Below are 12,436 nucleotides of genomic sequence, written 5' to 3'. Positions count from 1 at the left end.
GGCGACAGAGTTTCTCCTGATTGGGGCAAGACGAGGGTACGATAGGCCAGCAAGAATGGCCTTCTTGGCTAGTCGCTTGGCGGGACCTCTGACGGGCGCTGGCGTCCTTGCCGGCATCGTTCTTGTGATTCTTGGCGGCTGGTCCCTGTTGACGCCGTGGCTGGTAGCGTCCATCGCTCTTATCGTCGCTCTAATGGCCGTTGAGCGCAAATTCGTTCGCCCATGGGCGGCGCGGGCACAAACGGCGCTTCTTGGTGCCATCTCAGCAGTCGACGTCAAGGCATTTGCCGCGGACAGACGTGCCATGGCTGGACGATTGGCCACGATCGCGCTCTTTGCGCTCATCATCGCTTTGATGATCGCGAAACCAGAATTGAACGGGTTTGCATGATTTCGGAATCTGGCGCTCCTCGGCACGCGCCAGCGGCCGGAATATATGTAAAAAGCAAGTCTAGAAATGACACAGTTGGTTCATGACAATGGAAGAACGCTGCAACGGCTTGCTTCAGCCAGCGACGGTCCGAGCCTGCAGAGCCGTATTCTCGTTGGCTTGCTGAGGTTGCTTCGTTTCAAGAAGCGGATGGCATCCGCGGGTGCCGTGCACGTGCGCTGATTGGCCTTGCGGCCGGCCTTCTTCAGCCGATCGGACTGGAACGCGGCATCGAGGTGACGAGAAAAGACGTGGCTGGGTGGCCCGTTTATCATACGGCGCCATCAAGGCATTCTCGCGGTTGTAACAGCGTGGTTTTCCTGCACGGCGGCGGCTTTGTCAATGAAATCGTTCGCGCCCACTGGCGTATTGTCGGCTACATCACCCGCACTGCCGAGGTCCGCTGTATCGTTCTTATCTATCCATTGGCACCCCACAACACCGCGAGTGAGGTAGTGCCGGCCATGGGCGAACTGTTGCGTAAAATCCTGCAAGATGCGGGGCCGGTGAAGGTGACAGTGGTCGGCAATTCGGCGGGAGCTGCGTTGGGGTTGGCAGCGGCCCAGCGGCTGCGAGATCGTGGATACACGCAACCGAGCCGACTTGTGTTGATCTCGCCTGGCGGGGACTTTTCCGTCAGCCGACCGGAGCAGGTGGCGATTGCTGCGCGGGATCCTGTCAATGATATACTTGGCGTGCGCGAAGTCGGGCGCCTCTTCGCCGGGGATCTTGCTATCGCCCATCCATATGTCAGCCCATTGAATGGCGATCTCCGTGAACTGGCGCTGATAACCATCTTCTCCGGGACGCTCGATCTGTTTTATCCTGATTGCGTCGACATGGCTGCCAAGGCATGCGCGGCAGGAGTGGCGGTCGAACTTCATCTTAAACAGGGTCAGCCGCACAATTTTGCTGGGATGCCAACGCCGGAAGGCCGGGAAGCACGGATCACGATCTTGCGGGCCGTGGCCTGAGGATAAAGCTCACTACACGGGTATGTATTCTGACACGGGCGTTTGGGGGTACGCTTCGTCCGAGAGCATAGGGTCTATGTATGACGTCATCGCTCGGCACTCAGATTTTGCAGGAATACTGGCCCTTTCCGGTAAAGGATCGGCGTTCGGGTAACTATGTCGATTTGCTGCCTTTGAGCGTGAACGACGCTGACGCTCTTTGGCCGGCTGTCGTTGCGGCCCCTGAGACTTTTCCCTATCTGCGATACGGACCGTTTGAAGAGATAAAAGGCCTTCAGATATTTCTTAAGGAGGTCAGCGCTCGTGCGCACCAACCATTCTGGATAGTGGTGCCAAAAGGGCAAGCACCGCAGGGATGGCTTTCAATTTGCGGCGTGGATCAAAAGAATAGCAGCATCGAGATCGGCAGTATCTGGTTCGCCCCGTCGTTGCAGGGGACGCGCGCGGCGCGGGAAGCAATTTTTCTGCTGATGTGCCATGCGATGGATGAGTTGGGCTATCAACGTCTCGTCTGGAGATGTCAGTCGCAAAATCAAAAATCGTTCAAGGCTGCCAAGAATCTTGGAACTTGGTGATTTTTGGCGATCGTCTGGCGCCCGGTGCGCTCGAAGTCATTGAGGATCACGGGCTGATCGATTGGCAGGCCTGGCAGCGCGCGAACAAAGTCGCTTTCTAGCGTTTCGCACAGCTCGGCGGCGACAAAACAACCGTCACAGGGTCGGGCATTGCGTTAGCCACCGGTTGGACTCTGGTCGACTGTGGGGGGCACGTTTCTCCCGCCCTACCCGCGTGTGCTACGACTGCACTGTGGCAGATGCGTCAATTATAGAATCGCACTCGACGTGACAGGTTACATCAACTCTGCGCACCGTATGGCCGAGTGAGGCAAGTTCGGCTGCGAAACAACGTCGGAGGGGTAAGATGAGCGAAATGAAGTTGCCACCCGTAATGACATACGGGAGGGCCGATCTCCTCGAAGAGCGGCTTGGACTGAAGCCGGTGGTCGGCCAGCGCATTGCGGCAATCATTATATTCGCCGCCACAATAGAGCACCACCTTGAGCGAGCTCTATGGAAGCTCAAAGGCTTAAATCCTCAGGGCATTAGGCCTGAGACAGATGCGAGGATGATCTCTGACTTGATCGGAATGCTAGAGAGGTTTGCGCTAACTCTGGCACCAGGGGAGGAACGGACCCTTCTCGAAACATGGGGAAAAGCGGCCCGGTTCGCGTTTGCGATCCGGAATGACATCGCCCATGGGGTACCCACCAACATGGGGGAAACGCTAGCATTTATGAACAATCCTCGCTGGCATGGCGAGACGCGGAAGAGACCGTTCAGCGACTATTGGGCCGAACACTACTCACTGGATCTCGTCCGTCACGCATTCGCGGTCCTTCTGCGCGTCATTGTTGGCGTCTCCTCAGAGAAGATGACGTTGGCCGAGCTTGCTAAGCCACCATTGCTACGCGCTTTGCGCGACACGCTTTCTATTCTGGGCGAAATGGCCTCGAAGGACTACAATCCGACTTTCGAAAAATACTAATAACTCCCGCACGCTCGCCCACCGGCGCTCAGCTGTATCCGCGCCGTTAGGCGGCCCTGCCCGGTTGGCATCCGCCAAAGCACGCCATTGACTTGGCAAGGTCGCGTCTGCGGCCAGCACTCTTCGACAAGTGGGATGCGGCCGAGGAGTGGGGGAAAGGCGGCAGCGCCCTACCGACTCGAACTCACCACTGCGTGTCAAGACACCCAGCGTTTCTCATAAGCACGCGGGATTCGGCCGAAGGCGCAAGGCAGAAAGTTCGGAAAGCTTCCAAGAACCCCGGGCCCTAAAGCTCTCCTTGCTCGTTTTTTCGCTCAGGCTGAACGCTCCGATCGGATCTAGCGCATCTTGGCATTTTTGCTGGCGTCCGTAGAGCGATTTAGTAGAATGTTTCAAGGCTTGGGGGGAGTGTTTGTCTACTATCATCAAGGGAAACAATTTCAGGGACCTAGTCGCTTCTACTCTGGAAGCAGCAGGATTTCATGCCGAGTCGGAAATTCGGGTTGGCCCGAAGAAAGTCGACGTGATCTGGCATCGTGAAGATATCGACGGCATCATTCGCTATGGCGTCGAGGCAAAGGACTACGCTTCAGCCTTATCGATGGTTGAATGTCGCGAGTTTGTGACAGACTACGGCACACTCGTGAACGACAAGGCCGTTGATCGCGCCTGGCTCATTTCTCGCGGCGACGTATCCCCCGACGGGCGCCTGCTCGTTGACAAAAACCCAAACTTGAAATGCATGACATTTGCCGAACTGCAACGGCGGTTGATGAACCTCGACCCGTATCTTCGGCATTTGGTCGAGACGTTCGAGCATGATCGAATTCCGGAATGGTTCGTGGCGCCGCATACGGATGAGGACGAACCGCTGGACGATGTTGTTGATCGATGGCTTGTCGAGTTTGACGCTCCGCCGTTGGCGATCGTTTCAGGGTATGGGAAAGGCAAAACGACCTTCGCACGACACTTGGCGGCTCGACTGGCGCGCAACGCGCTCGCTAATCCGACCGAACGACTGCCCATTCTCATACCCTTGGGCGAGATCGTTGAAGAGCAGTCTCTCGAAGGCCTTCTGGGAAAGGTTTTCACAACCGGTCCCGGCGTTCGCGGCTACAACTTTGGCCTCTTTCAGAGCCTGAACCGGCTGGGTCGGTTCGTGATCATCTTCGATGGCTTCGACGAAATGAAGCACGGCATGACGCTTCATCGCTTCGAGCAGATGATCGTGGAACTCATGCGGCTTGATGCGGGAGGCGCCAAGATTGTGATCCTAGGGCGTGATACCGCTTTCCAGGACGATATCGAATTCAAATCGATAATTCTCGGTCGCCAGACGACGGCCGGGGGCACTGAGGTCGCGGCAAGGGATCGCCGAGCATTTCGGCAGGTTCAACTGCGAGAATTCAGCCTCGATGAGGCGCATGCATATGTCCGTGCCTTTTTTCCGATCGCTGCGAATGACGCTTTGCGACAGTTACCAGAAGTGGACCGCGAGCACTGGAAAACGGCAAGGATAGAGGAACTGACGGTCGGCACTCTCGATCCTCTTTTAATTCGTCCAGTGCACGCGCAAATGCTCTGCCATATCGCGACAGACAGAACTGTTGAGCTCAAGTCGTTGTCGAAGCATGGGCTATTTGATCGGTTCGTGCATTTCCTGCTCGATCGGGAGGTTCGGAAAGCCGGTCGAGATCCGAACTTTACCCTCGCGACACGTCGACGATTCAATGCAGAAGTCGCCCTTTGGCTATGGCTGCAAGGCGGCGTCTCCACCACCTCTCTCGCACATGTGCCCTTCGAGCTCTGCAAAACCGCCGCCGCCGGGGTTCAGCATGACTACGACGAATCCGCGTTGCGCAAGGAGCTCACCGCCGGTTGCTTGATCGAGAAGGCTGCGGGAACAGTCTATTTCGGCCATAGGTCCTTGCAAGAATTCCTCGTGAGCGAGGCGATCCTAACGAGAAGCGCAAATGCGGGCTTCTCGGAACGAGACCTCGATATCTACATACGAGCTGTAAACTCTGAGATCGTTGACTTCATTGTTGGCGCGATGGACTCGCAAGATAGCGCAAGAACTGCCATGGAGCGCTGGCTGGCGAACCTACCGGGATGGGAGAGCATCGACCTTGAAAAGACGGGCATGCGCCTCCTGGTGGCGCTCTACGAGCGTCTCAAGCCGGACAGCGATGTTCTCGGGCCTTGGCAGCCATTTCTCGAATATTTCTCAGCGAACGGGCAGATCGAATACGCCTTTCGCTCCAGGCGTGCGCGGGAGGTTGCTCGTCGACTGGCCTTTGACTCACGCACCGCAAGTTTTAGAGTGCAAGCTTCGACGGCGCTGCTCATTGCCCGGCTACTGAGCGCAAACCAAGAGAGCCGGCCTGATCTAGTTGCCGGGATGGTCGATCCGAACTCAATACGCACCGCCATCGCGAAGGCTCGGGAGATAGGCAAGCACAAGATTCATTATGTGCGGCGCGAAGCGGACTATGCTCTTTGGCTGCTTTTGTCTTCGCTGACATTCTCAATGTCGCAATCGGGTAGTGGCGTGGTGGTGAATTTGGACAGCTTTTACTCTGATGCGGCTGATGGATCGCCCGTCGATGTCATAGATCGGGCGACTGAAGGAGGCGAAAACGTTGTCATTCCGCCTCAAGCCCTCTATCGAAGCTGGGGAGCTCGCGAGAGTGAAATTGAGCGTGTGAGACCATTCTTTACGGAAAGATCAATTTCAGACCGAATCAGGCCCTTGGAAGTTGAGGTCTTGCGAAAACGCCACGTCCGATCGTCGGCCGTTAGCGAAACCTTGCGGCAGGCCAGACCGACACTGACTATGCCAAGAAAGAAGTTATCGTAGAGCATTGCGCCGCCGAGACATGTCGCCCGCAGCCTAGCGGCGACGTTTCGCAACTTACGACCTATGGCATCACAGAGATCGTCATACGGTAAGCGCTGTCCCGTTGGCACCTTTCGCGCGTTGTCGTGAGCGACGATGCTCGGAGCCTTTGAGGGCTTCGACACATGACGATTTCAGAGCTTACGCTTAAGTCCAGGGACGAGGAGCCGGTTCGACGGCTTGAGATATTCACGGGTTCTGGACGGCGGCGCGAATGGTTGCCGGAGGAGAAAGCGCGGATCGTGGCGGAAAGCTACAATGCTGGCGAGACGGTGAGCGCGGTGGCTCGGCGACATGCATTGTCCCCGCAGCAGCTGTTCGCCTGGCGCCGGTCCGCGCGGGTGCCGTTGGCGAATGCGCCGGCACCGGAGCCGTTGTTTGTTCCAGCGGTGGTCGCGGCACAGGAGCCCGAACCGGCGGGGAAGCGCGCGAGATCGACACGGCAGCGGAAGGCCGCGCGAGAAACCGGCGTGATAGAGCTGGAGATTGACGGCGTCGCCATGCGGGTAGGTCGTGGCGCCGACGCCAGGACGGTGGCGGCGGTGATCCGTGCGCTGAAGGCGCCGTCGTGATCGGGCCGACGGGTGTGGTCAAGGTGATGGTCGCGACGAAGCCGGTGGACTTCCGCAAGGGAGCCGAGGGCCTGGCGGCGCTGGTGCGCGAGACGATGGGCGCCGATCCGTTCTCCGGCGCGGTCTACGTCTTCAGGGCCAAGCGCGCCGACCGGGTCAAGCTGGTGTACTTCGACGGCACCGGCGTGTGCCTGCTGGCGAAGCGTCTGGAGGACGGGAAGTTCTGCTGGCCTGCCATCACCGATGGCGTGGTGAGGTTGTCGGCGGCGCAATTGCAGGCGCTCCTGGAAGGGTTGGATTGGCGGCGCGTGCATGACGCCCGCGAGACGCGCGCGCCGGTCGCGGCAAGTTGATTCCATGGGAGGCTAGAGGCGCTGGCAAAGCATTTGGAATGCATGATCGAATCGGCCTTGTGAGCAAACCGGCCGAGCCTCAGACCAACGATCCGATCGCGCTTCAGGCGATGCTCGCGGCGGAGCGCGCCGAGAACGAGCGGCTGCGCCAGATCATCAAGGAACTGCAGCGCCACCGCTTCGGCCGCAGGGCAGAGAGCCTGCCGGTCGACCAGCTGCTGCTGGGCCTGGAAGAGGCCGAGCAGATCGAGGCTGAAGGCTTCGCCGCGGAGGACACCGCCGATACTGCCAAGCGCGAGGCTCGCGCCAGGAAGCGCCGCGCCAACCGTGGATCACTGCCCGCGCATCTGCCGCGTATCGAGCAGATCATCGACATTCCCGACAAGATCTTCCCGTGCTGCAAGGGAATGCTGCATGTCATGGGCGAGGATCGCTCCGAGCGCCTCGACATCGTGCCGGCCCAATTCCGCGTCATCGTCACGCGCCGACCGAAATACGCCTGCCGGAGCTGCGAGGAGGTCGTGGTGCAGGCACCGGCTCCGCCACGGCTTGTCGAGGGCGGCATCCCGACTGAGGCGACCGTCGCCCATGTGCTGGTCTCCAAGTACGCCGACCATCTTCCCCTGTATCGCCAGGCGCAAATCTACGCCCGCCAAGGCGTGAACCTGGATCGCTCGACGCTTGCCGATTGGGTCGGCAAGGCGGCTTTCCTGCTCCGCCCCATCCACGAGCGGTTGTTCGAGCGGCTGAAGGCCTCCGGGAAGCTCTTCGCCGACGAGACCACGGCGCCGGTGCTCGATCCCGGGCGCGGCCGCACCAAGACGGGCCAGCTGTTCGCTTATGCTCGCGACGATCGCCCCTGGGGCGGGATCGCTCCACCTGGCGTCGCCTATCTCTATGCACCCGACCGCAAGGCCGAACAGCCACTGCGGCACCTTCAGGGCTTCGTCGGAATCCTGCAAGTCGACGGCTACGCCGGATACCGGGCGTTGGCTGAGCGCAATGCCGTGAGCCTGGCGTTCTGCTGGGCGCATGTCCGTCGACGCTTCTACGAACTGGCCCAGTCCGGGCCCGCGCCGATCGCCACGGAGGCGCTCCAGCGCATCGCCGAGCTCTACAAGATCGAGAACGAGATACGGGGACGCTCGCCCGAAGAGCGGCGCACCGCGCGCCAGGAGAGAAGCCGCCCCATCATCGATACCCTCCAGCCATGGCTGCGCGAGAAGCTCGCCCTGGTCAGCCAGAAGAGCAAGCTCGCTGAAGCAATCCGGTACCCGCTCTCGCCTTGGGCCGGACTTGGTCGCTTCCTCGACGACGGCCGCGTCGAGATCGACTCCAACGTCGTCGAACGCTCGATCAGGCCAATCGCCCTCAATCGGAAAAATGCGCTCTTCGCCGGTTCCGACGGCGGTGGCGAGCACTGGGCGACCATCGCCTCGCTCGTAGAAACCGCGAAACTCAACGGCGTCGACCCGTACGCCTACCTCGCCGACGTCATCACCCGCATCGTCGCAGGCCATCCGCAAAGCCAGCTCGACGACCTGCTGCCCTGGGCCTATGCCCCCGCGCCACTCAAGGCCGTGGCCTGAGAACAGCGGTTACGTCATACGTCCCCACTCAAGCCGAAAGTCCGAGGCGCCGTGACGTGAGATCGGCGCGGCGACGAAACTGTTAGCATCCAAGCCGGCTTTGCGAAGGAACAGCGCTTCAAATAGACGCATATGGTTTCATTGTTGACGACCGGTGCATCGGGACAGCGACACGTCCTAAGCCTTTGCATCCGAGCGCTGAATGTAGAACGCCATGGGCACCATCTGCAGGTGATGCTCGGAGCTAGACATCAGCAGCAGACGATTAATCGTGTTATCCTGGATCCCTGTCGGCGCGAAAACGCAGGAAATCCTGCCGTCATTCCCGAATTCCCCCCGTTTACGGAGAGCCTTCTGGGCCGCCTGATGTGTGCGAGCGAATCGGGCAGCGAGCCCCGCCTCGAAATTCGGCCTGGGACCGCGTTTCACCACATCAGCCAGATACCGGAACATCTCGCCGAAAAGTGCGGGGTAGCCTGCCAATATGCCCTCGCGCGCCATCCGGATAATGCGGTCGGGATTGTCGGGAAACAGGAACTCGGCGTCGGCGAGATTTCCAGCGAGCTGCCTGAAGCGCGCCGGAGGCGCTCCTAACCTCGGTCGCGCCGCGCGGATGATCTCCTGCCAGCGGAAGGCGCTGTCAGTCACGATAGTGGCCCCGGTCGCCTGCGCCAGATACATCGCGATTTCGAAGTTCGGCCCCATCTGCATCAGGCGCATCTGGCCGCCTTCCTTGCCGCCATCGAAGATGCCGTCCTGCAGGGCCGCCAGCGGGTCCTCCTCTTTCAGCCGCTCCAGCTCGGACAATGTTTCCGCGATGCCGGCCGCATCCAGATCGGGAAAGTTCTCACGCATCCGGGCCTCCTGCGCGTTCCGGGGCCACATCAGCATGTCGCGCATGAGGTCGACACGCACCAGTTCCTCCAGCCGCGGCTCTCCGCGGAGGCTAATGTCGATCCCAGCAGCACGGTCCTCCGCCATCGCCATGGTTTCGCGGCGGAGATGGTAGTCGAAGGTCCACGGGTCCGGAATGAGGTTGATCAATCCGGCGTCCACCAGCGGCATGACGTTGAGGAAGAATGCCACAGCCTTCAGGAATTCGAGATGGTAGCTGCGCGGATGCTCGGTCGGGCGGAACTTCTCGGCGATGGTGCCGGAGTGGACGAACGGCGTTTCGACGATTAGGTCGCCGAAGTAGAGCGACGCGCCTAGGGCAAATTCTACGATGGACTGCGGATGGAGCGATCCGGTGTATACGGCGCGCGGCCGCCCGTCGGGTTTTGGCAGGAGCGATAGAAGATCGGTTTCGAGCGGCCAGAGCGCCTCGTAGAGAAAATAGACTTCCCTGATCTGGTCGTCGGTCAGCTCCCGCCTGACCGCTGTCCAGTCCTTGCCCGTGTCTAAACCCAGGATCGAAAGGATGCCGCGATGAAACACGAGATTGCGCTCTCGGATGCTTCGTTCAGTCCAGCTTGGCCGCAGCGCCAGTGGCCTGGACTTGCAACAGACGCGGTAGGGATGTCCTGACCCGCAACCGCAGGGCGCGCCCAACGCGAGCTCCTTCGTCGACAGTACCTTCTTGAGAGTTTCGCGTTCCTTCTCGGTCCGGCCGAACGCATCTTGGTAACGGACGCTGCCGTCCTTGAACCCCACATAGGTCTCGCCACCGAAGTTCCAAAGCTCGTCGTGCGGCGGGAGCAGCGTCACGGCAAGGTCGGCCCATGATCCGGTCGCTTCCTGTTCGGGATAGAGCCATTCTCGCCTGCCGGCGGCGATGTGGCGCTGCGCCCGCGCCTTCAGCACCCGGTTGATCTGCGAGACCTCAAGGTCCGTGAGCCGTCGCGTGCGTATGATCTTGTCCGTCCGGACCATCGACTGGCGGAAGTTGCGCGCGAATGTCCGCTTCTCCAGCGGCGGTGCCGACGGATTTTCGGCATATTCGAGGTTGGTCAGGATGAGGCAGTGTTCCCTGCTGAGCGGGAACAGGGTCTGCGATGCCTTCAGCGCGATTCCCGGATCGTGGGGGAAGGCGCATTGCGGCGCTTCGGGGGGCAGCGCGTGGTTGTAGATCGTTACCGGATGGTCGGTCAGGATGAACTTCACGTCGGCATCCTCGGCCGAGACGATCTCCCGGACACTCTCGGTCCAGATCGTGGTGTGGAGCATGCGGATGCCCTGCATCTCCATCATCAGCTCGTTCTGATGGAGCGCCGGATACTGGGCCCTCAGCCACGCCAAGCCTTTCGGTGTCCGCAGTTTCTGGATGTCGATATATTCGAAGAATCTCCCGAAATGCTCGTGCCAGGCGGCGATGTCGGTTCCTGCGAAGGCTCTGACGGCTTGCGACCCGCGCGTGTCGATATCGCCGAACAGCCTGCGCTCGATTTCGTCGTTCACCTCCGTACCGAAGAATGTCGAATAGAGGTCGGTCTGGAAGAAGCACCGCTTAGTGGGCGCGTCGAATAGCGACCGCTCTTCAATGATACGTCCGCAGGCGAGGACTTTGGTGGGGGGCGCGAGGTCGAGATAGGCCAGCGTTGAGCTTTCGGGTTCAAGGAATCCCCTTTGATGCCATTGCGGAACGAAGTGGTTGTTTCTGGTGATCGCCATCTGAACCTGGGAACCTATAGTCAGGCCGCGCCCCGGACAATGTCGAGCCGCGCCATCTGGCACATGATCGGCGTTGGGAAAGGTATCATCGCTCCGTTGTCGTTTCCCTTTCGTTCCGCTACGTATTCCTTTTGCCGCAACATAAGGATTCCGTCGATGGGGTCGTTGCAAGCCCTGCTTGAAGAGCAACTATCCACTATTCCGCGGGTCATCGCGACCGAGTTGGTCTGCGACAAGCTCAAGGCGTCGGGACATGCCGAGGATGAAAAGTTGATAGGCTCCATCGTCGATGAGCTGCTCGGCGCCGGCTCAGGAACAGACGCGGATGGCGACAACGAGGATGTCATGGAAATCGAGTCCGACGAGGACATCGTGCTCCAATTCACCGACGCCGATACCGCGCGCGGGCAGGACTATGCCGACAAGATCAGCGAGACGCTTCCTGACCTGATCCACACGGTCGCCGAGGCGGCGGCAGGAAAGATGCTGCGTCGATATGAGCGCGACTGGGCGGTCTGGCGCGCTGCGACCGACATTCAGATGGATCAGTTTCGTTTCAACCTGCAGGCACGATGGGGAAAGGGCTTCGATGCCCTACGGATGCTGATTGAGCTGTCGCGAGACATCGGCACAGATTTTCACCGTCGCGCCAGCCGCTCGCGGTCGCGCCGGCGCGCGCATCTGAACAAGGCGCTCTTTCACCTCCATGTCCGCGCGATCCAGATCGCGTCCGAGATCATGGTTCTGATGGAGAACGGCTATGCCGACGGCGCAATGGCGCGGTGGCGCACGCTTCACGAAGTTGCCTGCGTAGCTATGGTCCTTGACGATGGCGGCGAAGTTCTCGCCGAGCGCTACCTCGCGCATGAGATCGTTGAGGCGAAGAAGGGCCTCGGGCAATATCAGCAATGCCATACGCGTCTTGGCTATGCTCCCATTGCGAAACGCGCCGCCGCGCGCATCGAAAAGGACTATGCCGATGCGACCCGCCGCTACGGCAAAGAGTTTGGCGGCGATTATGGCTGGGTCGCTGCGCATTTGGGGAACCCAAAGCCAAATTTCAGCAATATCGAGGATGCCGCGGGCCGAGCGATGATGCGCTCGCACTACAAGATGGCGAGCCACAATGTTCATGCGAGCACCAAGGGCATCGCCTATCGGCTCGGGTCACTCGACCGCCGCTACGCAGTCGTCGCAGGCGCCAGCAATGTGGGCTTTGTCGAGCCGGGTCAAAACCTGGCTTTGAGCCTATTGCACATCGCCATGCTTCTGCTTCCGACGTCGTGGACGCTCGACAAGATCGCACAGCTGATCGCGCTGAACAAACTTCACGATCGTATTCCGCGCGCGCTCGCGCAAGCCGAACGTGCGATTGTACGAGACGAGAAGAAGATTCGTGAGGCTGCGGTAGCTCGCCATGTGAGCGCTCACGCAAAGCGCTAACCGAGATCGACGCGCGACGGT

The 12,436-nt window shown here is 60.0% G+C and carries 10 protein-coding genes; 9 read left to right on the top strand and 1 reads right to left on the bottom strand.

Annotation, left to right across the window (positions count from 1 at the left end; genetic code table 11):
- Positions 1-76 precede the first annotated feature (76 nt).
- From FJ964_RS31100 to FJ964_RS25240, 8 genes are all read left to right on the top strand, one after another.
- A complete protein-coding gene (locus tag FJ964_RS31100) occupies positions 77-391 on the top strand; it encodes a DUF2269 family protein (protein WP_181172619.1) in 315 nt (104 codons plus the stop codon).
- A gap of 350 nt (positions 392-741) precedes the next feature.
- Positions 742-1,404 carry an alpha/beta fold hydrolase gene (locus tag FJ964_RS25270; protein WP_224713255.1) on the top strand — a complete coding sequence of 221 codons (663 nt, stop codon included), beginning with the start codon at positions 742-744 and terminating at the stop codon, positions 1,402-1,404.
- An 80-nt stretch (positions 1,405-1,484) separates the two neighbouring features.
- Positions 1,485-1,979: a GNAT family protein gene (locus tag FJ964_RS25265; protein WP_140552913.1), complete on the top strand. Its 495-nt coding sequence runs from the start codon at positions 1,485-1,487 to the stop codon at positions 1,977-1,979.
- A 346-nt stretch (positions 1,980-2,325) separates the two neighbouring features.
- Positions 2,326-2,949: a hypothetical protein gene (locus tag FJ964_RS25260; RefSeq protein ID WP_140552912.1), complete on the top strand. Its 624-nt coding sequence runs from the start codon at positions 2,326-2,328 to the stop codon at positions 2,947-2,949.
- Between the two features lie 412 nt (positions 2,950-3,361).
- On the top strand, positions 3,362-5,809 hold the full coding sequence (locus tag FJ964_RS25255) for an NACHT domain-containing protein (RefSeq protein ID WP_140552911.1): 2,448 nt from the start codon (positions 3,362-3,364) through the stop codon (positions 5,807-5,809).
- Between the two features lie 164 nt (positions 5,810-5,973).
- Entirely contained in the window at positions 5,974-6,420 is a 447-nt protein-coding gene (locus FJ964_RS31720) for a transposase (protein WP_140552910.1), read from the top strand.
- Positions 6,417-6,773: an IS66 family insertion sequence element accessory protein TnpB gene (gene tnpB, locus FJ964_RS25245; protein WP_023772705.1), complete on the top strand. Its 357-nt coding sequence runs from the start codon at positions 6,417-6,419 to the stop codon at positions 6,771-6,773. Before FJ964_RS31720 ends, tnpB begins: the two co-directional genes overlap by 4 nt.
- Positions 6,774-6,883: 110 nt before the next feature.
- Complete coding sequence (locus FJ964_RS25240; RefSeq protein WP_224713265.1) at positions 6,884-8,362, top strand: IS66 family transposase; 1,479 nt, start codon at positions 6,884-6,886, stop codon at positions 8,360-8,362.
- Positions 8,363-8,539: 177 nt separating this feature from the next.
- On the opposite strand, the gene FJ964_RS25235 is transcribed toward FJ964_RS25240, so the two are convergent.
- Positions 8,540-10,972, bottom strand: coding sequence for a DUF4238 domain-containing protein (locus FJ964_RS25235; RefSeq protein ID WP_140552908.1), 2,433 nt, complete (start codon positions 10,970-10,972; stop codon positions 8,540-8,542).
- Here FJ964_RS25235 and FJ964_RS25230 point away from each other — a divergent pair.
- Positions 10,931-12,415, top strand: coding sequence for a DUF5677 domain-containing protein (locus FJ964_RS25230; protein WP_210243392.1), 1,485 nt, complete (start codon positions 10,931-10,933; stop codon positions 12,413-12,415). The genes FJ964_RS25235 and FJ964_RS25230 overlap by 42 nt on opposite strands.
- Positions 12,416-12,436 lie beyond the last annotated feature (21 nt).

The sequence above is a fragment of the Mesorhizobium sp. B2-3-2 genome (assembly GCF_006442295.1).
In the GTDB taxonomy this organism is placed as follows: Bacteria; Pseudomonadota; Alphaproteobacteria; order Rhizobiales; family Rhizobiaceae; genus Mesorhizobium.
The sequence above is the reverse complement of the archived record's forward strand: the minus strand, read 5'-3'. Positions and strand labels throughout refer to the sequence as shown.